This is a genomic window from Streptomyces johnsoniae, assembly GCF_031845565.1.
Classification (GTDB): Bacteria; Actinomycetota; Actinomycetes; order Streptomycetales; family Streptomycetaceae; genus Streptomyces; species Streptomyces johnsoniae.
Genome location: NZ_JAVREV010000004.1, coordinates 271,490 through 295,835, shown reverse-complemented (window position 1 = coordinate 295,835; position 24,346 = coordinate 271,490). Strand labels below are relative to the sequence as shown.

Annotated in this window: 25 protein-coding genes and 5 tRNA genes; 19 read left to right on the top strand and 11 right to left on the bottom strand. The window is 73.4% G+C overall.

Annotation, left to right across the window (positions count from 1 at the left end):
- Window positions 1–2: 2 nt before the first annotated feature.
- Window positions 3–683: a lysophospholipid acyltransferase family protein gene (locus RM779_RS09560; RefSeq protein WP_311617235.1), complete on the bottom strand. Its 681-nt coding sequence runs from the start codon at window positions 681–683 to the stop codon at window positions 3–5.
- Window positions 684–919: 236 nt separating this feature from the next.
- Here RM779_RS09560 and RM779_RS09555 point away from each other — a divergent pair, with 236 nt between their 5' ends.
- Window positions 920–2,086, top strand: coding sequence for a glycerophosphodiester phosphodiesterase (locus RM779_RS09555; protein ID WP_311617234.1), 1,167 nt, complete (start codon window positions 920–922; stop codon window positions 2,084–2,086).
- A gap of 206 nt (window positions 2,087–2,292) precedes the next feature.
- Entirely contained in the window at window positions 2,293–2,793 is a 501-nt protein-coding gene (locus tag RM779_RS09550; protein ID WP_311617233.1) for a GNAT family N-acetyltransferase, read from the top strand.
- Window positions 2,794–2,857: 64 nt separating this feature from the next.
- Here the strand turns inward: RM779_RS09550 and RM779_RS09545 are convergent, their stop codons facing one another.
- The gene (locus RM779_RS09545) at window positions 2,858–3,292 is read right to left on the bottom strand and encodes a hypothetical protein (RefSeq protein ID WP_311617232.1); all 435 of its coding nucleotides are present in this window, start codon (window positions 3,290–3,292) and stop codon (window positions 2,858–2,860) included.
- On the bottom strand, window positions 3,285–3,659 hold the full coding sequence (locus RM779_RS09540; RefSeq protein ID WP_311617231.1) for a hypothetical protein: 375 nt from the start codon (window positions 3,657–3,659) through the stop codon (window positions 3,285–3,287). Before RM779_RS09540 ends, RM779_RS09545 begins: the two co-directional genes overlap by 8 nt.
- 433 nt (window positions 3,660–4,092) lie before the next feature.
- Here RM779_RS09540 and RM779_RS09535 point away from each other — a divergent pair, with 433 nt between their 5' ends.
- The 8 genes from RM779_RS09535 to RM779_RS09500 all read left to right on the top strand — a co-directional run bounded on the left by RM779_RS09535 (window position 4,093) and on the right by RM779_RS09500 (window position 13,839).
- On the top strand, window positions 4,093–5,148 hold the full coding sequence (locus RM779_RS09535) for a methionine ABC transporter ATP-binding protein (protein ID WP_311617230.1): 1,056 nt from the start codon (window positions 4,093–4,095) through the stop codon (window positions 5,146–5,148).
- Window positions 5,148–5,819: a methionine ABC transporter permease gene (locus RM779_RS09530; protein WP_311617229.1), complete on the top strand. Its 672-nt coding sequence runs from the start codon at window positions 5,148–5,150 to the stop codon at window positions 5,817–5,819. The genes RM779_RS09535 and RM779_RS09530 overlap by 1 nt, the downstream gene beginning before the upstream one ends.
- A gap of 91 nt (window positions 5,820–5,910) precedes the next feature.
- The gene (locus RM779_RS09525) at window positions 5,911–6,795 is read left to right on the top strand and encodes a MetQ/NlpA family ABC transporter substrate-binding protein (RefSeq protein ID WP_311617228.1); all 885 of its coding nucleotides are present in this window, start codon (window positions 5,911–5,913) and stop codon (window positions 6,793–6,795) included.
- A gap of 106 nt (window positions 6,796–6,901) precedes the next feature.
- Window positions 6,902–7,513 carry a GNAT family N-acetyltransferase gene (locus RM779_RS09520; RefSeq protein WP_311617227.1) on the top strand — a complete coding sequence of 204 codons (612 nt, stop codon included), beginning with the start codon at window positions 6,902–6,904 and terminating at the stop codon, window positions 7,511–7,513.
- A 57-nt stretch (window positions 7,514–7,570) separates the two neighbouring features.
- Window positions 7,571–8,818, top strand: coding sequence for a precorrin-6y C5,15-methyltransferase (decarboxylating) subunit CbiE (gene cbiE, locus RM779_RS09515; protein WP_311617226.1), 1,248 nt, complete (start codon window positions 7,571–7,573; stop codon window positions 8,816–8,818).
- A 157-nt stretch (window positions 8,819–8,975) separates the two neighbouring features.
- Window positions 8,976–11,759 (top strand): nicotinate-nucleotide--dimethylbenzimidazole phosphoribosyltransferase, encoded by a 2,784-nt coding sequence (gene cobT / locus RM779_RS09510; protein ID WP_311617225.1) that lies wholly within the window; start codon window positions 8,976–8,978, stop codon window positions 11,757–11,759.
- Window positions 11,760–11,827: 68 nt separating this feature from the next.
- Window positions 11,828–13,033: a uroporphyrinogen-III C-methyltransferase gene (gene cobA / locus RM779_RS09505; RefSeq protein ID WP_311617224.1), complete on the top strand. Its 1,206-nt coding sequence runs from the start codon at window positions 11,828–11,830 to the stop codon at window positions 13,031–13,033.
- Window positions 13,030–13,839, top strand: a complete 810-nt coding sequence (locus RM779_RS09500; RefSeq protein ID WP_311617223.1) for a TrmH family RNA methyltransferase — start codon at window positions 13,030–13,032, stop codon at window positions 13,837–13,839. Before cobA ends, RM779_RS09500 begins: the two co-directional genes overlap by 4 nt.
- 13 nt (window positions 13,840–13,852) lie before the next feature.
- Here the strand turns inward: RM779_RS09500 and RM779_RS09495 are convergent, their stop codons facing one another.
- Window positions 13,853–14,950: a serine/threonine-protein kinase gene (locus tag RM779_RS09495; RefSeq protein ID WP_311617222.1), complete on the bottom strand. Its 1,098-nt coding sequence runs from the start codon at window positions 14,948–14,950 to the stop codon at window positions 13,853–13,855.
- A 320-nt stretch (window positions 14,951–15,270) separates the two neighbouring features.
- On the opposite strand from RM779_RS09495, the gene RM779_RS09490 reads away from it, so the two are divergent.
- Entirely contained in the window at window positions 15,271–15,438 is a 168-nt protein-coding gene (locus RM779_RS09490; protein ID WP_171987833.1) for a hypothetical protein, read from the top strand.
- A gap of 163 nt (window positions 15,439–15,601) precedes the next feature.
- Here the strand turns inward: RM779_RS09490 and RM779_RS09485 are convergent.
- The 4 genes from RM779_RS09485 to RM779_RS09470 all read right to left on the bottom strand — a co-directional run bounded on the left by RM779_RS09485 (window position 15,602) and on the right by RM779_RS09470 (window position 15,955).
- Window positions 15,602–15,673: transfer RNA gene (locus RM779_RS09485), tRNA-Val, on the bottom strand.
- Window positions 15,674–15,716: 43 nt separating this feature from the next.
- Window positions 15,717–15,788: transfer RNA gene (locus tag RM779_RS09480), tRNA-Val, on the bottom strand.
- A gap of 1 nt (window position 15,789) precedes the next feature.
- Window positions 15,790–15,860 (bottom strand) — tRNA-Cys (locus RM779_RS09475).
- 22 nt (window positions 15,861–15,882) lie between these two features.
- A tRNA-Gly gene (locus RM779_RS09470) sits at window positions 15,883–15,955 on the bottom strand.
- 144 nt (window positions 15,956–16,099) lie between these two features.
- Between RM779_RS09470 and RM779_RS09465 the strand changes: the two genes are divergently transcribed.
- The 3 genes from RM779_RS09465 (at window position 16,100) to RM779_RS09455 (ending at window position 18,822) form a co-directional block, all read left to right on the top strand.
- Window positions 16,100–17,188: a chorismate-binding protein gene (locus tag RM779_RS09465; RefSeq protein ID WP_311617221.1), complete on the top strand. Its 1,089-nt coding sequence runs from the start codon at window positions 16,100–16,102 to the stop codon at window positions 17,186–17,188.
- The gene (locus tag RM779_RS09460; RefSeq protein ID WP_311617220.1) at window positions 17,163–17,987 is read left to right on the top strand and encodes an aminotransferase class IV; all 825 of its coding nucleotides are present in this window, start codon (window positions 17,163–17,165) and stop codon (window positions 17,985–17,987) included. The genes RM779_RS09465 and RM779_RS09460 overlap by 26 nt, the downstream gene beginning before the upstream one ends.
- 88 nt (window positions 17,988–18,075) lie before the next feature.
- Entirely contained in the window at window positions 18,076–18,822 is a 747-nt protein-coding gene (locus RM779_RS09455) for a GNAT family N-acetyltransferase (RefSeq protein WP_311617219.1), read from the top strand.
- Here the strand turns inward: RM779_RS09455 and RM779_RS09450 are convergent.
- Window positions 18,780–19,322, bottom strand: coding sequence for a DsbA family protein (locus RM779_RS09450; protein ID WP_311617218.1), 543 nt, complete (start codon window positions 19,320–19,322; stop codon window positions 18,780–18,782). The two genes, RM779_RS09455 and RM779_RS09450, sit on opposite strands and share 43 nt — an antisense overlap.
- 106 nt (window positions 19,323–19,428) lie before the next feature.
- On the opposite strand from RM779_RS09450, the gene RM779_RS09445 reads away from it, so the two are divergent.
- Window positions 19,429–19,833: a hypothetical protein gene (locus RM779_RS09445; protein ID WP_311617217.1), complete on the top strand. Its 405-nt coding sequence runs from the start codon at window positions 19,429–19,431 to the stop codon at window positions 19,831–19,833.
- 116 nt (window positions 19,834–19,949) lie between these two features.
- Window positions 19,950–20,147 carry a hypothetical protein gene (locus tag RM779_RS09440; RefSeq protein ID WP_311617216.1) on the top strand — a complete coding sequence of 66 codons (198 nt, stop codon included), beginning with the start codon at window positions 19,950–19,952 and terminating at the stop codon, window positions 20,145–20,147.
- Between the two features lie 17 nt (window positions 20,148–20,164).
- Here the strand turns inward: RM779_RS09440 and RM779_RS09435 are convergent, their stop codons facing one another.
- Together RM779_RS09435 and RM779_RS09430 are read right to left on the bottom strand one after the other, a co-directional pair.
- Complete coding sequence (locus tag RM779_RS09435; RefSeq protein WP_311617343.1) at window positions 20,165–20,728, bottom strand: CGNR zinc finger domain-containing protein; 564 nt, start codon at window positions 20,726–20,728, stop codon at window positions 20,165–20,167.
- Window positions 20,729–20,895: 167 nt separating this feature from the next.
- Complete coding sequence (locus RM779_RS09430) at window positions 20,896–21,309, bottom strand: SsgA family sporulation/cell division regulator (RefSeq protein ID WP_003959770.1); 414 nt, start codon at window positions 21,307–21,309, stop codon at window positions 20,896–20,898.
- A gap of 161 nt (window positions 21,310–21,470) precedes the next feature.
- On the opposite strand from RM779_RS09430, the gene RM779_RS09425 reads away from it, so the two are divergent.
- From RM779_RS09425 to thrS, 3 genes are all read left to right on the top strand, one after another.
- Window positions 21,471–21,938: an SRPBCC family protein gene (locus RM779_RS09425; protein ID WP_311617215.1), complete on the top strand. Its 468-nt coding sequence runs from the start codon at window positions 21,471–21,473 to the stop codon at window positions 21,936–21,938.
- A 43-nt stretch (window positions 21,939–21,981) separates the two neighbouring features.
- A tRNA-Val gene (locus RM779_RS09420) sits at window positions 21,982–22,053 on the top strand.
- Window positions 22,054–22,215: 162 nt separating this feature from the next.
- Window positions 22,216–24,195 carry a threonine--tRNA ligase gene (thrS, locus tag RM779_RS09415; protein ID WP_311617214.1) on the top strand — a complete coding sequence of 660 codons (1,980 nt, stop codon included), beginning with the start codon at window positions 22,216–22,218 and terminating at the stop codon, window positions 24,193–24,195.
- Window positions 24,196–24,346: the final 151 nt, after the last annotated feature.

The window sequence follows — 24,346 nt, the reverse complement described above, 5'->3', positions numbered from 1 at the left end:
GCTCAGGCCGCCTTGACCTTGGTGGCGTACATGTCCACGTACTCCTGCCCGGACAGCCGCATCACCTCGGTCATCACCTCGTCGGTGACGGCCCGCAGAACGTACCGGTCGCGGTCCATGCCCTCGTACCGCGAGAAGTCCAGCGGCCGGCCGAACCGCACCGTGATCCGCCGCCCGCGGCCGACCCGCGGCAGCCCCCGCCCGCCCGGCTGTACCCGGTCCGTGCCGATCATGGCGAACGGCACCACGGGGGCGCCCGTCATCAGCGTGAGCCGGGCGATCCCCGTGCGCCCGCGGTACAGACGTCCGTCGGGTGAACGGGTGCCCTCGGGGTAGATCCCGAAGACCCTGCCCTCCTCCAGGACGCGCCGGCCCGTCATCAGGGCGGCGACTCCGCCGTGCCCGCCGTCCCGGTCCACGGGGATCATGCCGACGGCCGTGAAGAACCACGCCATGAGGCGCCCCCTGGGCGAGCGGCCCTTGACGTACTCGTCCTTGCCGATGAAGAAGACCTGCCGCTCCATGACCAGCGGCAGGATGATCGAGTCGATGAAGGTGAGGTGGTTGCCGGCCAGGATCACCGGTCCGTCGGCGGGGATCTGCCCGATCCCCTCGACCTGCGGGCGGAAGAACAGCTTCAGCAGCGGGCCGAGCAGCACCTTCAGCAGCACGAAACGGGACAACTTCCCCTCCGGTCGGTCATGGGCATGCGTGCCTCCGCATGCCTAGGGACCATACCCGCGCGCGGGCATACATCGCGCACTGGGTGGTCACCGCGGATACTCAGGTTTCATGCGCCTTCGCCGGCCGTTTCCTCGCCCGTCCCCGTCAGGACAGCGCCGCGTCCCTACCATCGGGCGCGATCAGCGGGCCGGAAGCAAGCCGCGGTCCGAAAGACCACGAGCCCTACGGAGTGACCATGGCAGCTCAGCAGGCGGCAGGCGCCGAGTCGAGACATCCGGGCCGGCGGGCCGTGCTCGGCGCGACGGCGGGCGCCGCGGGCGCCGCCGCCCTGTTCGGCGCCGCGTCCCCCGCCGCCGCGGGCGCCAGGACCGGCTCCCGCGACATCGCGGCGGAGCTGCCCGTACCCACGGTCGTCGCCCACCGCGGCGCCTGCGGCTACCGCCCCGAGCACACCCTCGGCGCCTACCAGCTCGGTCTCGACCTGGGGGCCCACATCATCGAGCAGGACCTGGTGCCCACGAAGGACGGCCACCTCGTCTGCCGCCACGAGAACGACATCAGCGGCACCACCGACGTGGCCGACCACCCCGAGTTCGCCGACCGCAGGACCACCAAGACCGTGGACGGGCAGGAGCTGACCGGCTGGTTCACCGAGGACTTCACGCTCAGGGAGCTGAAGACCCTGCGCGCGACCGAGCGCATACCGGAGCAGCGTCCCCACAACACCCTCTACGACGGGCGCTGGGCCGTCCCCACCTTCGAGGAGGTGCTGCGCTGGGCCGCCGAGCAGGGCCGCAGGCGGGACCGCCCGGTGTGGCTGTACACCGAGCTGAAGCACCCCACCTACTTCCGTTCACTCGGCCTCGGCCTTGAGGAGCCGCTGGCCCGCGTCCTGCGCCGCCACCGGCTGCACCGCGCCAACTCCCGGCTGATCCTCCAGTCGTTCGAGCCCTCCAGCATGGAACGCATGGCCCGGCTGGTGGACACCCCCCGCGTCGTGCTGCTGTCCTCGGCCGACTCCCGGCCGTGGGACTTCGTGGAGTCGGGCGACCCGCGCACCGTCGCCGATCTGGTCACCCGCCGCGGGCTGCGCGAGATCGCCGGCTACGCGCAGGGCACGGGGCCCACGCTCGACCTGGTCATCCCCCGCACGTCCGACGGCTCCCTGGGCCGCCCCACGAGTCTGGTCGCCGACGCCCACCGCGCGGGACTGCTGGTGCACCCGTACACGATGCGGAACGAAAACCGTTACCTGCCCGCCGAGTTCCGCCGGGGCGACGACCCGCACGCGTACGGCGACGTCTTCGGCGCCCTGAACGCCTACTTCGATACCGGCATTGACGGCGTGTTCGCCGACCACCCCGATACCGCGCTGCTGGCCGCCGACGATCACCGGCGCTGATTTCCGCCCGTAATCCACCCGTCCGGGTACCGCCGAGTCGGAAATCTCACAAGCCAGTTGGCTCCAGCACATTCCCCCGTCCCATGGCTGTTTAGCACAATGCTGACGGCGCAGGTCACATCCTGCGCCGTCAGGGCAACCGCCGGCCGGTGCGCGACCCTCACCCCACGCGCGGCCGGCCCAGACCTCATCGGAGGCGTGTGCACATGGGCATGAGTGTCACGATCGACCCGGCGACCGCGCAGGACGCCGAGCAGATCCTGAAGTTGCAGTACCTCTGCTACCAGTCGGAGGCGGAGCTGTACGGGGACTACTCCATCGAGCCCCTGACCGAGACCCTCGCCGACCTGCGCACGGAAATCGCCGAGACCTGCGTCCTCGTGGCCCGCCTCGGCACGGAGGTCGTCGGCGCGGTCAGGGGCCGGGTCGACGCCGACGGCACCGCCTGCATCGGCCGGCTCATCGTGCACCCCCGGATGCAGCGGCACGGCCTCGGCGGCCGGCTGCTCGTCGCGATCGAGGCGCGCCTCGCCGCCGAGCGGGACGCCGCGAGGTACCGGCTGTTCACCGGCCACCGCAGCGAGGGCAACCTGCGCCTGTACCGCAGGCTCGGCTACGCGCCCGTCGCGACCGAGGAGGTCTCCCGGCATCTGAGCCTGGTCACCCTGGAGAAGGAGGTCTCCGCCTCCCTCGCCGCCGGCGTCTGAGCCCGGGCGGGCCGGGCCCCGCGCGCGGACGGCGCGCGGGGCGGGCCGTACCAGGAGTGCGGTCTCAGGGCAGCGCGGCCGGGCTCTCCGCCCGCCGCGCCCTGCGCAGCCAAATCAGCCCGGCGACGGGCAGGACCACCGGCAGGTACAGATACCCCTGGCCGTAGTCGGACCACACGGTGGCGTCGGGGAAGGCGTCCGGGGCGGCGAGCGACCAGGTGCCCACGGTCAGCACGCCGGCCAGCTCCGCCGCGCAGGCCACCAGCGCGCCACGGCGCGCGTTCTCCCCGCCGCGGATCAGGGAGACGGTGATGAACGCGTAGACCAGCGCGGCCACCGCGGACAGCACGTAGGCGAGCGGCGCCTCGTCGAAGCGGGTCGTCAGCTGGTACACCGAGCGCGATGTCGCGCCGACGGTGAAGATCCCGTACAGCGTGACCAGCAGCCGGCCGGGGCCCTGCCGCAGCCCGGCCCGCGCGTCCGCCCTGTCCTCAGCCACCGGTTCCCCCCGCCCACACGTCGGCCAGCCGCAGTTGGAGTGCCGCGAGCACCACGGCGCCCGCGGCCACGGTCGCCGAGCCCCACCGGGAACGTTCGCTCAGCGAGACGATGCCCACCACCGGCAGGCACAGCAGGACCGAGAACAGGTAGGACACGAAGGTGCCGGTACCCCCGGCCGCGGGCCGCTCGCCGCCCCCGAGCTGCACCAGGCCGACGACCAGCTGCGCCACCGTGAGCAGCATCACCGCGGCCATGCCGAGGTAGTGCCAGTCCTTGACCGGCTGGTCCCGGAGGGCCGCGTACCCGCACCAGGCGGCCAGCAGCAACGCGGTCACGGCGACCGCCACCGTCAGCGGCGTGAACATGCGCCGACTCTAACGGGGCGCCCGCGCGCGCCTTGCGCACCCCCCTCGCACGCCGGACCGGCCGCACGCCGCCGGGCGCCGTGGCCCCCGGGGCGCGGCCGGCCGTGGCGTTGACCACACGACGCCTGACCAGCTCGTTACACCTGGGGAACATCTGTTTTACTTGTGCTCATGACCGCGACGAGCAGCCGTTCCCAGACGACCGAGGCAGCCCTGATGCCCGGTGTCGGCTGTCGCTGTTGCCGTCGAATGCGCGACATCTGAGGGCCCCCGCCCGAGCAGCCTCGCGCCCCGAAGCGATTCTTGAGCCGCGGTCCACGACGGCCCGCGCGCCGCGCTCCTCACCCGTTCGTGCCACGCCACCAGGACGTGCCCCGTGCCGCGGTGGCGCCCAACCCCGCGCCGCCGGGCACCCGACAGTGACGGAAACTCAGTGATCACCACCACGGGCCTCACCAAGGTCTACCGCTCGCGCGGCCGCGAGGTCACGGCGCTCGACGGCGTCGGCATCCACGTCAGGCCCGGCGAGGTCTACGGCGTCATCGGCCGCAGCGGCGCGGGCAAGTCCACGCTGATCCGCTGTATCAACCTGCTGGAACGCCCCACCTCAGGCACCGTGACCGTGGACGGGCAGGACCTCACCGCCCTGGCCGGCCGCGGCAACCGCGCCGCCCGCCCGCTGCGGCTGGCCCGCGGCGGCATCGGCATGATCTTCCAGCACTTCAACCTGCTCTCCTCGCGCACCGTGCAGGGCAACGTGGAACTCCCGCTGGAGATACTCGGCCTCGGCCGCCGCGAACGGGCCCGCAAGGCCCTCGACCTGCTCGACCTCGTCGGCCTCGCCGACCACGCCCGCGCCTACCCCTCCCGCCTCTCCGGCGGGCAGAAGCAGCGCGTCGGCATCGCCCGCGCCCTCGCGGGCGACCCGAAGGTCCTGCTCTCGGACGAGGCGACGTCCGCCCTCGACCCCGAGACCACCCGCTCGGTGCTGCGGCTGCTGCGCGACCTCAACCGGCAGCTCGGCCTCACCGTTCTGCTGATCACCCACGAGATGGACGTGGTCAAGTCCGTGTGCGACTCGGCCGCGCTGATGGAGAAGGGACGCGTCGTCGAGTCCGGCGTCGTCTCGGACCTGCTGGCCACCCCGGGCTCGCGGCTGGCCCGCGAGCTGTTCCCCGTCGGCGGCGGCGCCTCCGGCGCGGACCGCACGGTCGTCGACATCACCTTCCACGGCGAGAGCGCCGACCGCCCGGTCATCTCCCGCCTCTCCCGCACGCACGACGTCGACGTCTCCATCCTGGGCGCCGCCATGGACACCGCCGGCGGCCGTCAGGTGGGCCGCATGCGCATCGAGCTGCCTGGCCGTCCCGAGGAGAACGACGCGGCCATCGGCTTCCTGCGCGAGCAGGGCCTCACCGTCGAGCTGCCCGGCCGGGGAACGCCCGGGCCGGTCGCGGTGGAGCGGGAACTCACGGAGGAGGGCGCCTGATGACCTGGGACGAGATGCGGCCGCTGCTGGAGCAGGGCACGATCGACACGCTGTACATGGTCGGATGGTCGACGTTCTACGCCATCCTCGGCGGCCTGCCCATCGGCGTGCTGCTCGTGCTCACCGACCGCGGCGGCCCGTTGGCCAACGTGATCGTCAACAAGGTCCTCGGCGTCGTCGTGAACATCGGCCGTTCGCTGCCGTTCATCATCATGATGGTCGCGCTGATCCCGTTCACCCGCTTCGTCGTGGGGACCGCCGTCGGCCCGACGGCCGCGGTGGTGCCGCTGGCCATCGGCGCCATCCCGTTCTTCGCCCGGCTGGTGGAGACCGCCGTGCGCGAGGTGGACCACGGCCTGGTCGAGGCGGCCTGGGCCATGGGCGGCGGCACCTGGACGGTCGTGCTGAAGGTCCTGCTGCCCCAGGCTTTGCCGTCCCTGATCGCCGGCCTCACCACCACCGTCATCGCCGTCATCGGCTACTCGGCGATGGCCGGCGCGGTCGGCGGCGGCGGGCTCGGCACCCTGGCCCTCACCTACGGCTACCAGCGCTTCGAGGACACCTTCATGATCGTCACCGTCGCCGTGCTCATCGTCATCGTGACCGCCGTCCAACTGCTCGGCGACCTCGCCGTGCGGCTGATCCGCCGCCGCGAACGCGCCGCCGGCTGAGCCGTCCCCGACTTCTGGCGGACCCGGCCGGTCGGCCGGTCGGCCGGGTCACCGGAAGCACCTCGCACCATCGGAACGAAAGGCACTTTTCGTGCGTACTCCCCTGAAGACCGGAACCCTCCTCGCGGCCACCGCCGCCCTCACCCTCTCCCTGGCCGCCTGCGGCACCGACTCCGACCCGGATACCGGCGGCAACGGCGGCGGCAACGGCGAAGGAGGCGAAGGGCGGGAAACGCCCACGGGACCGCTGAGCGTCGCCGCCAGCCCCGTCCCGCACGCCGCCGTTCTCACGTTCGTCGAGGAGAACCTGGCCGAGGAGGCCGGCCTGGAGCTGGACATCCGCGAGTTCACGGACTACGTGCTGCCCAACACCGCCGTGGACAGCGGCGAGGTGGACGCCAACTACTTCCAGCACCGGCCCTACCTGGACGACTTCAACGAGAATCAGGGCACCGACATCGTCCCCGTCGTCAACGTCCACCTCGAACCGCTCGGCCTGTACTCCAACGCGCTCGACAACGCCGACGCACTCGCCGAGGGCGACACCGTGGCCATCCCCAACGACGCCACCAACGCGGGCCGCGCCCTGAAGCTGCTGGCCGACAACGGCGTCATCGAACTGGCCGAGGGCGCCGGTGCCGAGGCGACCGTCGGCGACATCACCGACGACCGCGGCCTGTCGTTCGAGGAGCTGGAGGCCGCGACGCTGCCCCGCGCCCTGGAGGACTTCGACGCCGCGGTCATCAACGGCAACTACGCCATCGAGGCCGACCTCTCGCCCGCCGACGACTCCCTCCTGCTGGAAGAGGCCGAGAACAACCCGTACGCCAACTTCCTCGCGGTCAAGGCGGGCAACGAGGACGACCCGCGCGTCAGGACCCTGGCCGAGCTTCTCAACTCCGACGAGGTCGAGCAGTTCATCGAGGACACCTACGACGGCGCCGTCGTTCCCGCCTTCGGCGCGCCCGCCTCCTGACCCGCGCCACCACCGCCGGGCCCCGGTCGTCCGCCGGGGCCCGGCGCCATGCCCGGACCATCCGTATTGCATGCTGTCATCTCAGACTTGAGGCAGGGAGCGGCGCATGACATCCACCTTCCCCGACATCACCATCAGCACGGACCGGCTCGTGCTGCGCCCGTACGAGGAAGCGGACATCCCCGAGCTCACCGCCATGATGAACGACGAGCTCACCGCCGCCTGGACCTCCGTTCCCGCCCCGTACACCACGCTGGAGGCGCGCGACTGGATTCACCGTCGCGCGCCCCTGGAACGCACCGGGGGCCAGGGCATCGTGCTGGCCGTCACCGAGTACCTCACCCACCGCCTGGTCGGCAGCATCAGCCTCATGCACACCAACTGGCGCACCCTGGCCACCGAGGTCGGCTACGTCGTGGCGCCCTGGGCCAGAGGGGAGGGCTACGCCGCCGAATCCGTGCTGGCCATCGCGCAGTGGCTGTTCCGCGACCAGAAGTTCGAACGGCTGGAACTGCGCACCGCCGCGGGGAACACCGCCTCCCAGCAGGTGGCCCAGAAGATCGGCTGCGTCAGCGAGGGTGTCCTCCGCAACGCCTCCATAGTCCGCTCCAGAACCGAGGACGGCGGCTGGACCGACATCCGCACCGATCTCATCGTCTGGGGCCTGCTGCCCGAGGACCTGGAGGACGCCCCGGAACCCGACTACCGCGCAGGGTAGGCTAGGACGACCTAACCGCCGTCCCCGACCTGCGACGAGTCCAGGAGCGCCCCGACCATGGCCGACCGCGTCACCGTGATCGGCTGGGACGGCTCCCCGCTGGACCCGCCCGCCCGGGCGGCACTCCAGGCGGCCACCCTCGTGGCCGGTGCCCCGCGGCACCTGGCCCTCCCCGAAGTCCCCGCACACGCCGAGCGCGTGCAGCTCGGCAGCGTCCCGCTCGCCGCCCGCCGCATCGCGGCCCACCGCGGCACCGCCGTCGTGCTCGCCGACGGCGACCCCGGCTTCTTCGGCGTGGTCCGCGCCCTGCGCGACCCCGAGCACGGCCTCGAAGTTGAGGTCGTACCCGCCGTGTCGGCCGTCGCCGCCGCCTTCGCCCGCGCGGGGATGCCGTGGGACGACGCGCGCATCGTCGTCGCCAACCGCCGCACCCTGCGCCGCGCCGTCAACGTGTGCCGGGCCCACCCCAAGGTCGCCGTGCTGACCTCGCCCGGCGCGGGCCCCACCGAGATCGCGCTGCTGCTCGGCCAGGTGCACCGCACGTTCGTCATCTGCGAGTCGCTCGGCACCGACCGCGAACGCGTCTCCGTCCTCACCTCCGACACCGTCTCGCAGCACCGCTGGACCGACCCCAACCTGGTCATCGTGATCGGCGGCGGCAGCACCTCCCAGCCGGGCGGCAGCAGTTGGCTGGCCGGCCTCGATCCGGGCGGCGCCGACCAGCCGCGCGGCTTCGGCCTCGCCGCCGCCGCGTACGACCCCGGGCGGCAGGAGGCCGACCCGGACGCCGGACAGGAGCCGGGCCGCGGCCGGCGGCTGCGCGCCCTGCAACTGGCCGCCCTCGGTCCCGGCGTGGGCGACCTGATGTGGGACGTCGGCACGGGGAACGGACTCGCCGCGGTCGAGGCCGCCCGGCTCGGCTCGGCGGTGATCGCCGTCGACCGCGACGCGCGGGCGTGCGCCCTGGCCGAGGCGACCGCGCGCCGCCTCGGCGTGCAACTCCACACGGTGCACGGCGTCGCCCCGCAGGCGCTGGAGGACCTGCCGGAGCCCGACGTCATCCGGATCGGCGGCGGCGGCCCGCGGACCCTCGTCGCCTGCGCCGACCGCCGGGCCCAGCGCCTCGTCACACACGCCATGACGCGGGATCAGGCGGAAACCGCGGGCCGGGTCCTCGCGGGCGCGGGGTATGACGTCGAATGCACCCTGCTGCAATCCGTCGAACTGGAGACCAGCACCTGGTCGGAACGCGGTCGCACGGTCGTGTTCCTGCTGGTGGGCCGCCGGTTGCCGGCCCTCCGGTGACAAATGCGGATCATCCGGGGCCACTCGCGCACCCGTGAACAGGACCGGGTGTCATCCCGGGTAGGCTGATTGACCGTTGTGCCGTCAGCTGGACGTGATGATTCGTCCATCAATGTCCGGGGTTGGAAGGAGCACGTGCGATGGGCGAGGTGGACGCATGACGGACGCCGGCCGCATTCCGGAGGAGGGACAGCCGGAGCTCGCGGGAGCGCAGCCGGACCAGCCGGTGCCGCCGGGTGCGCCGGTCCCTGCCGCCTACCCGTTCCCCGCCCCGCCGGACGAGGCCGGCGACGGTGACGAGGAGGAGCTGCTGATGCCCGGCGCGAACGGTGCCTGGGGCGAGGCCGCGGTCGCGCCGCGGCAGGCCGCCGCCGGCGTTGCGCAGCCGCAGGACCAGCAGGGGCACCCCCTGCCCCTCACGCACCGTCCCGCGCCGCTCGCGCCGCGCGGCCCGCACCCGACCGAGCCGGAGTACCTGGACGTGCCCGCGGCCGCCGTTCCCGCCCCGGCGCCGCAGGCCGTTCCCGGGCCGCCGCACCCCGTCGCCGCCGCGGCCCCCGTGCCGCAGGCCGCCCCCGGGGCCAAGGCCCCCGGGCCGCTGCCCACGCCGCCCGGTGCCTGGGAGCCGGTGCCGCCACAGGCCGTCGCGCCGCAGGCCCCGGCCGCGGAGCCGGCCGCGGAGCCGGAGCCGGTGCCCGAGCCGGAACCGGAACCCCGGCAGGAGGCCGTGCCCGAGCCCGAGCCCGAGCCCGCGAACGATGCCGTGCCCGCGAACGATGCCGAGCCCGAGCCCGTCACCGAAGCGGCCCCCGAGCCCGCGGCCGAGGCGGTGCGGGAGGCGGAGCCGGCCGCGCCCGCGCCCGCGGCCCGGCCGGAGCCCGACCCCGTACCCGAGCAGCGGGAGCGGCCCGAGGTGCCAGAGCCGCAGGCCGCCGCCCCCCAGGAGCCGGCCGGGGCCGAGGCCAGGGAACAGCCGCGGGAGCAGCCCGAGCAGTCGGCCGCGCCCGCCGCGCCCGCCGTGCCGGGTCCCCGCACCGCGCCGGGTCCTGGGCCCGCCGTCGCGGGGCCGCCCGCACTCCAGCCGCAGCCCCGTCCCGCGGCCGCGGAGGAACCGGCCGCGGAGGAACCGGCCGCCGAGGAACCGGCCGCCGAGGCGGCGGCGCCCCCCGCCGCACCGGAGGCACCGCAACAGCAGGAGCCGCCCCGCCCGCCCGCGCCCGGCTACCCCGAGCCGGAGCGCGACACCGTGCACCGGCTGATGCGCGAGCGCCGCGACATCCGCAACGGGTTCCGCCCCGACCCCATCCCGCACGACGTGTTGCTGCGGGTCCTGGAAGCCGCGCACACCGCACCGAGCGTGGGCCTGTCCCAGCCCTGGGACTTCGTCATCATCCGCTCGCCCGAGACCCGCACGGCCGTTCAGGAGCTGGCCGTCCGGCAGCGGCAGGCGTACGCCAAGTCCCTGCCGAAGGGCCGCGCCAAGCAGTTCAAGGAGCTGAAGGTCGAGGCCATCCTCGACACCCCGGTCAACATCGTGGTCACCGCCGATCCCACCCGCGGCGGCCGGCACACCCTCGGGCGGTTCAGCCAGCCGCAGATGGCCCCGTACTCCTCCGCCCTCGCCGTGGAGAACCTGTGGCTCGCCGCCCGCGCCGAGGGGCTTGGCGTCGGCTGGGTCAGCTTCTTCGACGAACGGGAGCTGGTCCGCGCCCTCGACCTGCCCGAGCACCTGGAGATCGTCGCCTACCTGTGCGTCGGGTACGTCGACGAGTTCCCCGGCGAGCCGGAGCTGTCGCAGCACGGCTGGTCCCAGCGCCGCCCGCTGTCCTGGGTCGTGCACGACGAGGCGTACGGCCGCCGCGCGCTGCCGGGCGCCGAGCCGCACGACCTGCTGAGCGAGACCCTGGCCGAGATCCGCCCGCTGGACGCCCAGGCCCTCGGCGAGGCGTGGGAGCGGCAGAAGCGGATGACGAAGCCCGCCGGTGCCCTCGGTGCCCTGGAAGTCATCTCCGCCCAGCTCTGCGGGCTTTCGCGCAGCTGCCCGCCGCCGGTGCCCGAGCCGGCGGCCGTCGCCGTGTTCGCCGGGGACCACGGCGTGCACGCCCAGGGCGTCACTCCCTGGGCGCAGGAGGTCACCATGCAGATGGTGGCCAACTTCCTGGCCGGGGGAGCGGTGTGCAACGCGTTCGCCGCCCAGGTCGGCGCCGAGGTGTGCGTGATCGACGTCGGAGTCAGGTCCGAGCTGCCCGCCACCCAGGGGCTGCTGCCGCGCAAGGTCAGGGCGGGCACCGGCGACATCACCGCGGGCCCCGCGATGACCCGCGAAGAGGCGCTGCGCGCCGTCGAGGTGGGCATCGAGACCGCCCGCGACCTCGTGGCCGCGGGCAACCGCGCCCTGCTCACCGGCGAGATGGGCGTCGCCAACACCACCGTCTCCGCCGCCCTCGTGGCCGTCTTCACCGACGCCGACCCCGCCGAGGTCACCGGCCGCGGCACCGGCATCGACGACGAGACGCACGCCAGGAAAGTCGACGTGGTCCGCCGCGCCCTGCACCGGCACGAGCCGGAGGCCACCGACCCGCTCGGCGTGCTGGCGGCCGTCGGCGGGCTCGAACACGCCGCGCTCACCGGGCTGATCCTCGGCGGCGCCTCGCTGCGGGTGCCGGTGATCCTCGACGGGGTCACCGCGGGAGCGGCGGCCCTGGCCGCGCGCGCCATCGCCCCGGAGGCCGTGTCCGTGTGCATCGCGGGGCACCGCAGCGCCGAGCCCGGGCACCAGGCCGCGCTCACCGCGCTCGGCCTGCGCCCGCTGGTCGACCTGGACCTGCGGCTCGGCGAGGGCACCGGTGCCCTGCTCGCCCTGCCCGTCGTGCAGAGCGCGGCCCGGGCGGTGCGGGAGGTGGCCACCTTCGACTCGGCCGGGGTGACGGACAAGAATTAGGGTGAGGGCGGCCGGTCCCCGAGGCGGCCGGCCCACCGTTCCGCCCGCGCGAGGAGCCCGCACCACCCATGCCAGAGAACCCCGCCTATCCCCTCGGCCTGCGCCTGACCGGCCGCCGTGTCCTCGTGCTCGGCGGCGGAACGGTGGCGCAGCGCCGCCTGCCCGCGCTGCTCGCCGCGGGCGCCGACGTGCTGCTGGTCGCGCCCGCGGTCACCCCTTCCGTCCAGGCCATGGCCGACGCGGGCGAACTGGCCTGGGAGGCCAGGGGGTACCGGCCAGGTGACGTCGAAGGCGCCTGGTACGTGCTGATCGCCACCGACGACCCGGGCGTCAACGCCGCGGCCTCGGCCGAGGCGGAGGAACGGCGCGTGTGGTGCGTCCGCAGCGACGACGCCGGGGCGGCGACCGCCTGGACGCCCGCCACCGGGCGCGGCGACGGCGTCACGGTGGCCGTGCTCACCGGCCGCGACCCGCGCCGTTCCGCAGCCGTCCGCGACGCCGTGGTCGAGGGGCTGCGCGACGGCACGCTGACCGCGCCGCGCCACCGCGGGCGCACGCCGGGCGTCGCCCTGGTCGGCGGCGGTCCCGGCGATCCGGACCTCATCACGGTGCGCGGCCGGCGGCTGCTCGCCGAGGCGGACGTCGTCATCGCCGACCGGCTCGGCCCCCGCGACCTGCTGGACGAACTCCCGCCGCATGTCGAGGTCATCGACGCGGCCAAGATCCCGTACGGCCGCGGCATGGCCCAGCAGGCCATCAACGAGGCGCTCGTCGCGCACGCCAGGGCCGGGAAGTTCGTGGTGCGGCTCAAGGGCGGCGACCCCTACGTGTTCGGCCGCGGCAAGGAGGAGGCGGAGGCGCTGGCGGCGGCCGGCATCCCGGTCACGGTGGTGCCCGGCGTCACCAGCGCCATCAGCGTGCCCTCCGCCGTGGGCGTCCCGGTGACCCACCGGGGCGTGGCGCACGAGTTCACCGTGGTCAGCGGGCACGTCGCGCCCGACGACCCCCGTTCCCTCGTCGACTGGGCGGCGCTGGCCGCGCTGCGCGGCACGCTCGTGCTGCTGATGGCGGTGGAACGCATGCCGGATATCGCCGAGGCCCTGATCCGCCACGGCAGGCCCGCCGCGACACCGGTCGCCGTCGTGCAGGAGGGCACCACGGCGGCGCAGCGCCGCGTCGACGCCACGCTCGGCACGGTCGCCTCCCGGATCGCCGAGGAGGGCGTCCGCCCGCCCGCCGTCGTGGTGGTGGGTGACGTGGTGACCGTCGGGTGAGCACCGCCGTCCGGATCACCGACCCCGGCGACCCCCGCCTCGGCGACTACACCGGCCTGACCGACGTGGCGCTGCGCCGGAGGCGCGAGCCGGCCGAGGGCCTGTTCATGGCGGAGGGCGAGAAGGTGATCCGCCGTGCGCTCGACGCCGGTTACCCGATGCGTTCGATGCTGCTGACCCCGCGGTGGGCCGGGGCGATGGGCGAGCTGGCCGGGGCCGCCGCGGCGCCGGTCTACGTGGTCGAGGAGGAGCTGGCGGAACGCGTCACCGGCTACCACGTGCACCGCGGCGCGCTGGCCGCGATGGAGCGCGTTCCGCTGCCGGAGCCGGGCCAACTCCTCGCCCGCGGGCGTCGGCTGGCCGTGCTCGAAGCGGTCAACGACCACACCAACATCGGCGCGGTGTTCCGCGGGGCGGCGGCCCTCGGCATGGACGGCGTCCTGCTCTCCCCTGACTGCGCGGACCCGCTCTACCGCCGGTCGGTCAAGGTGTCCATGGGCGCGGTGTTCTCCCTGCCCTACGCCCGCCTGCCGCGTGGGCCGCGGGCGCTGGACGAGGTCCGGGAAGCCGGATTCCGGCTGCTCGCCCTCACGCCCGACGCGCGCGCCCGCGATATCCAAGCGGTGGCGGCGGAGCAGGCCGACGGCCGGGTGGCGCTGATGCTGGGGGCGGAGGGGGCGGGGCTTTCGGCGCGCGCGCTGGCCGCCGCGGACACGTGGGTGCGGATTCCCATGGCGCACGGCGTGGACTCGCTCAACGTGGCCGCCGCCGCTGCCGTCGCGTTTTTCGCGATCACCGCGGCCTGAGCGCGCGGCGGTCCTACAGCGGCCCCTGGCAGCCCTGTGCCGCGGCGATGCCGAGCGCCACCAGCAGGGTCACCGTCACGAAGACGACCAGCCGCTGCCGCAGCAGCCGCCGGTCGAGCCGTCGGCGCGGCCCCGGGACGGGCCGGCTCGCGCCGGTGCCCCGCGTGCCCGACCGCGGTGCCGGACGCTTGGACTCCGGCGCGCGTTCTGGCGCGCGCTCCGGGGCGCGGTCCTGCGCGCGCTCCTGAGCGGCAGAGGAGCGCGCCCGCGCCATGGGCCGGGCGACGCCCCTGGCCTCCCTGGCCGCGATCTCCTTCAGCCGCAGCGAGAGCTGAAGGGTACTGGGGCGCTCCTGCGGCGACTTCGCCAGGCACGAGCGCACCAGGGGGGCCAGGGCGGCGGGCACGCCGCGCAGTTGCGGCTCCTCGTGCACGACGCGGTACAGCATGACCTCGGAACTGCCCTGTCCGAACGGCGAGTCGCCGAGCGCCGCGTACGCCAGCGTCGCGCCGAGCGAGAAGACGTCGGAGGCAGGGGTCACCGGCTGGCCGCGCACCTGCTCGGGCGCGAGGAAGCCGGGCGAGCCGACCGCCGTTCCGACGTGCGTGAGGGTGCTGGCCCCGGTGGCCCAGGCGATGCCGAAGTCGATGATGCGCGGGCCCTTGGGCGACAGCAGGATGTTCGACGGCTTGAGGTCGCGGTGGACGACTCCCGCCTCGTGCACGGCCACCAGCCCCTCGGCGAGCGCGGCGCCGATCGCGGCCGTCTCGGCCGCGGAGAGCGAGCCGTGCTCAAGCACCTTGTCGTGCAGCGAGGGACCGGGCACGTACTGGGTGGCGAACCACGGCCGCGTGGCGTCCAGATCGGCGGCGACCAGGCGCGCGGTGCAGCCGCCGCGGATGCGCCGCGCGGCGGAGACCTCCCGCGCGAACCGCGAACGGAACTCCTGGTCCTCCGCGAGGTCCGGCCTGATGACCTTCAGCGCGACCCGCTGCCCGCGCCGGTCGGAGCCGAGGTACACCACACCCATGCCGCCGGCGCCGAGCCGCCGATGGAGCCGGAACGCGCCGACGACTCGCGGGTCCTCGCGCCGGAGCCGCATCATCGCCATGTCTACCTCGCTGCCCCGTGCTTGTGATGGCCTCAGCTTACGGACTGCGCGGCCCGAGCAGCGATAAGGCCGCGCGCGCAGGCGTTTTCGGCGTCGCGGCACCACCCCTGGGGGAAACCCCCGGCATCCCCGCACGGGTATCCACCCTGGGGAGTAGCCCAGCCACCCCTGTCTCATCCTGCGGGAGGCCCCCAGGTCAGTACGCCGGGCTGACGTCCGGGACGGCGCGCGCGCCTAATGTTGTGGTCAAGCGGCGGGCGCAGCACTCGTCCCCCGAGGTCACCCGCCCGCCGCCCCAACGACATGACGGGAGGGGACAGATGGCACGCACAGCGTTGCCGCGCGAGACCAGCAGGGCCGATCGGCGCCATCCGCTGGTGGCCGCGGCGATGGTGCTGCCTTTTGCCCTCGCCCTTGCCGTCGTCATCGGCGGCGTGGAGGCCGTCATGACACAGGCGTCGTCCGTGGCCGGCATGCTGGGGCGCTGAGCGCGCCTCGGGCCCGGGAGAGCGGCCCGGGTCGGGGACACCGGTCTACAGCCCCGTGGGGACGGGGGTGAGGCGGACGGCTATGGGCCCGGGCAGCTGGGGAGCTGCTCGGGCTCCGCGTCAAAGAGGCCGGAGAGCGTAAGCTCTCCGGCCTCTTGTGCGGTGCGCGATACTGGGATTGAACCAGTGACCTCTTCCGTGTCAGGGAAGCGCTCTCCCGCTGAGCTAATCGCGCGGGCCCGCGGCTTGCGCCGCGGGGCGGACCCGCGAGGGTCCCGTGGACGATACTGGGATTGAACCAGTGACCTCTTCCGTGTCAGGGAAGCGCTCTCCCGCTGAGCTAATCGTCCGAGGTGGAGACGGGATTTGAACCCGTGTAGACGGCTTTGCAGGCCGTTGCCTCGCCTCTCGGCCACTCCACCGGATGGGGGCGTGCCCCCTTCGAGCGGACGACGAGATTCGAACTCGCGACCCCCACCTTGGCAAGGTGGTGCTCTACCAACTGAGCTACGTCCGCAGTGTTGTCTCCGCCGCGGCCTCCGGCTTGCGGCGACGTCATGAACCTTAGCGGATTCGTGGGCCAGCTCAAACTCGGTACCGCGCCGGCCACCGGCAAGGGCCCTCGGACCAGGGCTTCAGGGCAGGGCCTAGAATCGCACGCGTGCACGAAGCCGCTCCGATCGTCCGCCTCGGCGGATTTCTGGCCACCGGGCTCTGCGATGTCACCAGCGATCCGCGGGCGCTCGACTCGGCCGGCTGGTGGGCCGTGGTCGCGGGGTACGCCGGGGACCTGGTGTGTGCCCGGTTCGCGGACGTCCGCCCGGCGCCGCGCCCGGTCGCCGTGCCCGGCCGCTGGCGCGGTCCCGCGCCCGACGGCTGGACCGGTTCCCTGGACGCCGCCGCCTACCGGGCCGCCGTGCTGCGCATCCGCGAGCACATCGCGGCCGGGGACGTCTACCAGGCGAACCTGTGCCGTGTGCTCTCCGCGCCCGTTCCCGCGGAGGCCGATGCGGACGCGCTGACCGCGCTGCTCGTGCGCCGCGACCCGGCCAGGTTCGCGGGCACCGTGCGGCTGCCCGCCCACGGCGTGGAGATCGCCACCGCGTCGCCCGAGCTGTTCCTGCGCCGTGCGGGCCGCACGGTGGAGTCGGGGCCGATCAAGGGCACCGGACGGACCGCCGCCCACCTCGGTGCCAAGGAGCGTGCCGAGAACGTCATGATCGTCGACCTCGTCCGCAACGACCTCGGCACCGTCTGCGTCCCCGGTTCCGTCACCGTTCCCGAACTGTGCGTCCCCGAGGAGCGCCCCGGGCTGACGCATCTGGTCTCCACCGTCCGCGGCGAACTGGCCGCGGGAGCCGGCTGGGCCGAGCTGCTGGCCGGCGCCTTCCCGCCCGGCTCGGTGACCGGCGCGCCCAAATCCAGCGCGCTGCGGATCATCGACGCGCTGGAAACGGCGCCCCGCGGCCCCTACTGCGGCGCGGTCGGCTGGGTGGACGCCGACCGTGGCACCGGTGAACTGGCCGTGGCCATCCGCACGTTCTGGATCGAGCGGACCGGCGGCCGCGCGCTGCTGCGCTTCGGCACCGGCGCGGGGATCATCTGGGACTCCGACCCGGCGCGCGAATGGGCGGAGACCGAGCTGAAGGCCGCGGCGCTGATCGGGGTAGCGTCTACGGGAGGGCCGCCGAACGGCAGGGAGCAGGACAGGGAAGGGAGCCACCATGGCGCTGATCTGGCTGGACGGTGAGCTGCGGGACGCCGGCAGCGCACGGGTTTCCGTCTTCGACCACGGACTCACCGTGGGTGACGGGGTGTTCGAGACGCTCAAGACGGAGAACGGCCGGGCGTTCGCGACGACCAGGCACCTGGACCGCCTCGCGGCCTCGGCCGCCGGGCTCGGGCTGCCGGAGCCGGACCGGGCGGAGGTCGAGCGTGCCTGCGCGGCGGTTCTCGACGCCGTGCCGCTCGCTCTCGGCCGCCTGCGCATCACCTACACCGGGGGCCCCGGGCCGCTCGGATCGGCGCGCGGCGACGCGCCGCCGACGCTGGTCGTGGCCCATGCCGAGATGTCCCGCCGCCCGGACACCACGGCCGTGATCACCGTTCCCTGGACCCGCAATGAGCGCGGTGCGCTCGCCGGTCTGAAGACCACCTCCTACGCGGAGAACGTCATCGCCCTCGCGCGGGCCCGCCAGGAGGCCGCGTCCGAGGCGCTGTTCGCCAATACCGCGGGCCGGCTGTGCGAGGGCACCGGGACCAATGTGTTCGTCGTCGTCGACGGCGAGCTGCTGACCCCGACGCTGTCCGAGGGCTGCCTGGCCGGCGTCACCCGGGCCCTGGTGGTCGAGTGGACCGGGGCCCGCGAGACCGAGCTGCCGATGGACGCCCTGCGCACCGCGGACGAGGTGTTCCTCACCTCAAGCGCGCGCGACGTGCAGGCCGTGCGCCGGGTCGACGGCCGCGAGCTGCCGGGCGCGCCGGGGCCGGTGACGGCCAAGGCCATGCGGATCTTCCGCGAGCGCGCCGCGGCGGACATCGACCCGTAGCGGCGCGCCCCCCGTCCCGCCCCCGCGGGGCGGGACGGCCCGGTGCGCCATACATCACGCGCGGGCGCACGTGGGTAGGGATGCCCGGGTGACCACCACACTCCGCCCCGCAGGACCAGAGGAGCGGCTGCCCGGCGGCCCCGCAGGATCGGTCCTGCCGTTCGATATACGCGTCAACGGCCGCCGCGTCGGCGGCCTGCGCCTGGTCGTGGCGGCGGAGCCGCGCGGCCGGGCGGGGGAGATCACCGACCTGGAGGTCGACGCGCCGGAGCGCCGCCGCGGCCGGGCCACGGTCGCGCTGCTCGCCGCCGAGGAGGTGCTGCGGGCGCGGGGCTGCCGCCGGGTCGCCGCCGCCGTACCGGCCGGCGCGACGGGCGCCGCCGCGCTCGCGGCGGGCCTCGGGTACACCGAGCTGGCCCGCATGATGAGCAAGCGGCTGACCGGGCCGCCGCCCGCGCTGCCGCGGGACTGCGCCGTGCGCCCCGCGGCCGGCGCGGAACGTGCGCGGTGGCCGGGGGAGGGGCCGGGGGAGGAGGCCTGGCTGCACCTGCTGGCCCACCGGGGCACGGACGTCGGCGCGCTGTGGACGTCCGCCGCGGCCGCCGGGGCGCCGCGCGGCGCGGACATGCGCGTCCTGGCCGTGCGGGTGTGCCGGGAGCACCGGCGCCGCGGATACGGCAGGGCACTGCTGCTCGCGGCCGAGCGCCTGTGCCTGGCCGACGGCGGGCGGGTGCTCGGCGCCCGCGTGCCCGCGGACGGCGGGGCGGGGCCGCGGCTGTTCGGGGCGCTCGGCTACGGCGTGGACGAGTACCGGCTGTCCAAGCCGCTCTGCTGAGCCAGCAGCGATTCGGCGATCTCCGTGACGCGCGCGAGGAGCCCCTCCTGGCTCGCGCCGCCGTCGAGCCGCTGCCCGTCGATCACGTAGGTGGGGGTGCCGGTCACGCCGAGTGCCTGACCTTCGGCGTGGTCGGCGTCGACCATCAGCATGTGCCGCCCGTCGACGAGGGCGGTGTCCACCTCGTCGGTGTCGAGGCCGAGCTCGGCGGCGACCTCGATCAGCACCGGGGCGCCGCGTTCCTTCAGCTCGGCGGTGCGGGCGAGCAGCGCCGTCCAGAACGCGTCGCCGCTGCCCTGCGCGTACGCCTCCTCGGCCGCCTGGGCGGCGGCCAGCGCGTGCTGGTGCCCGGCGAGCGGGAAGTGGCGGCGCCGGATCTCCAGGGCGGGGCCGAAGCGTTCCGCCAGGGTGCGCAGGTCGGATTCGGCGCGGTGGCAGTCGGGGCACTGGAGGTCGCACCACACGTCCAGCACGGCGCTTGGGCCGGTCTTCTCGTTCATACGCACAGTCTTCCATCCGGGCGACCCCGGGGCCTTACCCCGAAAAGACCCTGATCCTCGTCCGGGAGCCATGGCCTTCTGCGGATGAGGGCGGCAGGATGGAAAGATGTTGATTGGCACCGCCTGTACCCTTCTATCCGCCGCGGGCCTGGGCATCGCCTTCCTGGTGGCCCGCCGCCGCCGGTACGCGCTGGCCCTCAGGACGGCCGCGGTGGCGCTGCTCCCCGTCGGTCTCGCGATGACGGGCGTGGTGCGTTTCGTGGTCAATATGACGTTCAACCCGGTGGCCTGGGCGGGCTTCGGCGTGCTGGCGTGCGCCGTGCTGCTGTTCCTGTCCGGCCGTCTCGCCGAGGGGCGCGGCCGGGACCGGGAGCGGTCGGGCGGCGGTACGCCGGCGGCCGAGCCCGCGGCCGGGTCCCCGCGTTCGCTGCCGAAGTCGGGCCGCCGGGGCGGCGGGGAGGCGGACGACTTCTCCGATATCGAGGCCATCCTGAAGAAGCACGGGATCTGACCACCGCGGCACCTGACCGAGGGGTCCCCAATCCAGCTCGACATTTGACCCATGTCCGGGCAAATGAGATGTGTTGATCGCGGAGCGCCGTCCCGCTGCGTCATGATCGCCGCGACATGGCGCACACCACGAGGGAGCAGGCTCCCGACTCCGCGAACCGGCCGCTGACGGCCACCCCCCAGGACCACGCGAGCGCGGCCCAGGAGAGCCGCGGCTGTCTCTTCGCCCTCTCGCAGCCGCCGTTGATGCTTTTCCTGACCGTCATCGGGGCGCTGCTGCTCATCGCGGGGCTGCATGACCAGTTCCTGCTGTGAGGGCCGCCGGGGGCGGCTCAGGTCTCCCGCTGCCTGGCCCGGTACGCGGCCACGTGGAGCCGGTTCCCGCATGTGCGGTTGGAGCAGTAGCGGCGTGAACGGTTGCGCGACAGGTCGACGAACGCGTGCCCGCAGCCCGGCGCCCCGCACCACCGCAGCCGCTCCCGTTCCCCGGCGACCACGATGAACCCGAGCGCCATGCCGCAGTCCGCGGCGAGGTGGTCGGCGACCGAGGCGCCGGGCGCGAAGTAGTGGACGTGCCAGCCGTGGCCGTCGTGGTCGGTCAGCTGCGGCGTCGTGCCCGCGTCCGCCACCAGGGCGTTGACGAGCTCGGCCGCCGCCCGGTCGGAGGGGGCGGCGAAGATATCGGCGAAGCGGTCGCGGACCCGGTGCACGGCCCGCAGGTCGTCGGCACCCAGCTTCTCCACGCGGACGTCGCTGACACCGTGCTCCGCCACGAAGGCGCGCAGGGCGGCCACGTCGGCGAGCGCGTCCCCGGTGACCCCGGCGTCCGCGGACCGGGTGTTCAGCAGGTCGACGGTGTGGCCGAGCGCGCACCGGGTGTCGTGATTGATCAGCACCGAGGGCTCCGAGGTCCGCACTGGGCAACGTTGACGTGACTCTAGCCGCTGACGCAGGCGACGGCGCCGCCGCGGCCGGGGGGCCGCGGCGACGCCGTCAGATGCGCCCGCCGCCGGTTCCGCGCCGTCGCCCCGAGTTCAGACGGCACGAAGAACCGGCGGGTCTGTCAGCTCTCCGCCAGGATGTGCGAGAGCTCCGTATCGAGGTCGAAGTGGCGGTGTTCCGTGCCCGGCGGCACGGCCGCGTCGGTTCGCTTCAGGAATGATTCGAGGGCCCGGGCGGGGGCCTCCAGCAGTGCTTCGCCCTCGGGCGAGCTGAGGGCGATGCAGACGACCCCCTGCCCGTGGCTGCGGGAGGGCCACACCCGGACGTCGCCGGTGCCCGTCGGCCGGTGGAGACCTTCGGCCAGCAGGTCGCGGGCGAATACCCATTCGACGGTTTCTTCGGCTCCGGTGTGAAACGTCGCGTGTACGGCGTAGGGGTCCGCCGTGTCATACCGCAGCCCCGCGGGTACAGGAAGTGAGGACTCGCTCGATACAACGAGGCGCAGGTGCAGCTCGCAGCTGACCGTGGTGTTCATAAGCGCCAGGGCCTTTCGCTCAGTGTGCGCTCGGGGATTCGCACGTCGGCGAAATCGAGATGCCACGTACGCGCCGGTTGTAAACGCCTCTGCCCTAATTGTGGCCTTTAATGTCATTCCAATGGGCGAGTAGCGATATGGGCCATAGCGGGAGGAGCGGGATGACGGAGACCAAGAGCTACCGTTTCCGATTTCACGGCGACTGGTCGGTAGCTGCCCCGTCCGCGGCCGTTTATGCCGCCCTGGACCGTCCGGAGGACTATCCGCGGTGGTGGCCCCAGGTCCGGGAGGTGGTCCGCACCGGGCCCGACACCGGTACCTGCCGGTTCAGGTCCTTCCTCCCCTTCGCCCTGCGCGTGACGGTCGTCGCCACCACGCGCGACCCCCGAGCCGGGGTGCTGGAGATCGCGCTCGGCGGCGACCTGGCGGGCCGGCTGCGCTGGACGCTCACCCGGCGGGACGGCGGCACGTGGGCGCACTACGACCAGGACACCGAGCTGCGCAAACCGTTCCTCCGGCACCTCGCGCGGCCCGCGCGGCCCGTCTTCACCGCCAACCACATGGCCATGATGCGGGCCGGACAGCGAGGTCTGCGGGCCTGGTTGGGAGTTCATTTGGATGAGGAGTGATCCGCCCTGTATGGTTCTTCCCGTGCCGCAGGGCACGAGCCCAGGGCGATTAGCTCAGCGGGAGAGCGCTTCGTTCACACCGAAGAGGTCACTGGTTCGATCCCAGTATCGCCCACCCCCTGGATGGCCGGTCCGCATCAGCGGACCGGCCTTCTGCGTGTGGCCCGCCGCCCGTTGCCGCTGCGCGGCGGGTGGTGCGCGGTCGGTACGATGCGGACTGCGCAGTGCGGGCCGAGCAGCGCGGGCCGCTTCCCCTTCATGTCGTCAGGAGAGACCGGTGTCGGACGTCCGTGTAACCCTCAAACGCGATTCCGAGCGGGAGGAACGCGTGGTGGTCGCGGGCACGACGACGGCCGCGCTGTTCGAGGGCGAGCGTTCCGTCGTGGCCGCACGGGTCGGCGGGCAGCTGAAGGATCTGGCCTACCGGCCTGCCGAAGGCGACGAAATCGAGCCGGTGGACATCACCTCGCCTGACGGTCTCGACATCCTGCGGCACTCCACGGCCCACGTCATGGCGCAGGCCGTGCAGGAGCTGTTCCCGGAGGCGAAGCTGGGCATCGGGCCGCCCATCAGGGACGGTTTCTACTACGACTTCGACGTGGACCGGCCGTTCCAGCCGGAGGATCTCGGCCGTATCGAGAAGCGCATGCAGCAGATCCAGAAGCAGGGCCAGCTCTTCGCGCGGCGGGCGGTGACCGACGAGGACGCCCGCCGTGAACTGGCGGGGGAGCCCTACAAGCTGGAGCTGATCGGGCTGAAGGGCGCGGCCGCCGAGTCGGCCGAGGGCGCGGGGGCCGAGGTCGGCGCCGGCGAGCTGACGATCTACGACAACGTCGACGCCAAGAGCGGCGAGCTGTGCTGGAAGGACCTGTGCCGCGGCCCGCACCTGCCCAGCACCCGCCTCATCCCGGCGTTCAAGCTGATGCGCAGCGCCGCCGCCTACTGGCGTGGCAGCGAGCGCAATCCGCAGCTCCAGCGCATCTACGGCACCGCCTGGCCCAGCCGCGACGAGCTGAAGGCGCACCTGGCGTTCCTCGCGGAGGCCGAGAAGCGCGACCACCGCAAGCTTGGGGCCGAGCTGGACCTTTTCTCCACCCCCGAGGAGCTGGGCTCGGGTCTCGCGGTCTTCCACCCAAAGGGCGGGGTCATCCGCAAGGTCATGGAGGACTACTCGCGCCGCCGGCACGTCGAGTCCGGTTATGACTTCGTCAACACGCCGCACATCAGCAAGGCGCACCTCTTCGAAACCTCGGGACATCTGCCGCACTACGCCGACTCAATGTTCCCGCCCATGGAATTCGAGGGGCAGGATTATTACCTCAAGGCGATGAACTGTCCCATGCACAACCTGATTTTCCGGGCGCGTGGGCGGTCCTACCGGGAATTGCCGCTGCGGCTTTTCGAGTTCGGCACGGTGTATCGGTACGAGAAGTCGGGCGTCGTGCACGGACTCACACGCGCCCGCGGTTTCACGCAGGACGACTCGCACATCTACTGCACCAAGGAGCAGATGCCCGACGAGCTGGACGCGCTGCTCACCTTTGTGCTGGGGCTCCTGCGCGACTACGGGCTCAGCGAGTTCTACCTCGAACTGTCGACCCGCGGCGACTCCGACAAGTTCATCGGTGAGCCCCAGGAGTGGGCGGAGGCCACCGAGACGCTGCGGCAGGCGGCGGGGAAGCAGGGCCTTGAGCTGGTGATGGACCCGGGCGGCGCCGCGTACTACGGGCCGAAGATCTCCGTCCAGGCGAAGGACGCCATCGGCAGGACCTGGCAAATGTCCACCATCCAGGTCGACTTCCAGCAGCCGAAGCGATTCGGGCTCGAATACACCGCGGCCGATGGCACGCGGCAGACGCCGGTGATGATCCACCGGGCGCTCTTCGGCTCCATCGAGCGTTTCTTCGCGGTCCTGCTGGAGCACTACGCGGGCGTCTTCCCGCCGTGGCTCGCGCCCGTTCAGGCCGTGGGCATTCCGATCGGCGATCCGCACGTGCCCTACCTCCAGGAGTTCGCGGCGGAGGCGAAGGCCGCCGGGCTGCGGATGGAGGTGGATTCCTCGGCCGACCGCATGCAGAAGAAGATCAGGAACGCGCAGAAGCAGAAGATCCCGTTCATGGTCATCGCCGGGGACGACGATGTCGCCCAAGGGGCGGTGAGCTTCCGGTACCGGGACGGCTCGCAGAAGAACGGCATCCCGCGCGCCGACGCGCTGCGCGAGATCGCCGAGGCCGTCGAGACGCGCGCCCAGGTCTAGTAGGTCCCGTCGTTTGGATCTTCGTGGATCAGGTCGCGTTGTCAGATGCGGTGCTCCCCCAGCCTGGCGGCTGGGGGAGGAGTATCGCAGCTCGTACGTGGGGGTACCTCCCTGGGGGCACCTCCCGGACGGAGTCTGGGGGAAGCGCGGC

Excerpts from the sequence above, each read along its gene's own strand:
- RM779_RS09555 (WP_311617234.1), top strand. The coding sequence starts at position 920 with ATGGCAGCTCAGCAGGCGGCAGGCGCCGAGTCGAGACATCCGGGCCGG.
- RM779_RS09550 (WP_311617233.1), top strand. The coding sequence starts at position 2,293 with ATGGGCATGAGTGTCACGATCGACCCGGCGACCGCGCAGGACGCCGAG.
- RM779_RS09540 (WP_311617231.1), bottom strand. The coding sequence starts at position 3,659 with ATGTTCACGCCGCTGACGGTGGCGGTCGCCGTGACCGCGTTGCTGCTG.
- RM779_RS09530 (WP_311617229.1), top strand. The coding sequence starts at position 5,148 with ATGACCTGGGACGAGATGCGGCCGCTGCTGGAGCAGGGCACGATCGAC.
- RM779_RS09520 (WP_311617227.1), top strand. The coding sequence starts at position 6,902 with ATGACATCCACCTTCCCCGACATCACCATCAGCACGGACCGGCTCGTG.
- cbiE (WP_311617226.1), top strand. The coding sequence starts at position 7,571 with ATGGCCGACCGCGTCACCGTGATCGGCTGGGACGGCTCCCCGCTGGAC.
- cobT (WP_311617225.1), top strand. The coding sequence starts at position 8,976 with ATGACGGACGCCGGCCGCATTCCGGAGGAGGGACAGCCGGAGCTCGCG.
- cobA (WP_311617224.1), top strand. The coding sequence starts at position 11,828 with ATGCCAGAGAACCCCGCCTATCCCCTCGGCCTGCGCCTGACCGGCCGC.
- RM779_RS09495 (WP_311617222.1), bottom strand. The coding sequence starts at position 14,950 with ATGGCGATGATGCGGCTCCGGCGCGAGGACCCGCGAGTCGTCGGCGCG.
- RM779_RS09490 (WP_171987833.1), top strand. The coding sequence starts at position 15,271 with ATGGCACGCACAGCGTTGCCGCGCGAGACCAGCAGGGCCGATCGGCGC.
- RM779_RS09460 (WP_311617220.1), top strand. The coding sequence starts at position 17,163 with ATGGCGCTGATCTGGCTGGACGGTGAGCTGCGGGACGCCGGCAGCGCA.
- RM779_RS09450 (WP_311617218.1), bottom strand. The coding sequence starts at position 19,322 with ATGAACGAGAAGACCGGCCCAAGCGCCGTGCTGGACGTGTGGTGCGAC.
- RM779_RS09445 (WP_311617217.1), top strand. The coding sequence starts at position 19,429 with ATGTTGATTGGCACCGCCTGTACCCTTCTATCCGCCGCGGGCCTGGGC.
- RM779_RS09440 (WP_311617216.1), top strand. The coding sequence starts at position 19,950 with ATGGCGCACACCACGAGGGAGCAGGCTCCCGACTCCGCGAACCGGCCG.
- RM779_RS09430 (WP_003959770.1), bottom strand. The coding sequence starts at position 21,309 with ATGAACACCACGGTCAGCTGCGAGCTGCACCTGCGCCTCGTTGTATCG.
- RM779_RS09425 (WP_311617215.1), top strand. The coding sequence starts at position 21,471 with ATGACGGAGACCAAGAGCTACCGTTTCCGATTTCACGGCGACTGGTCG.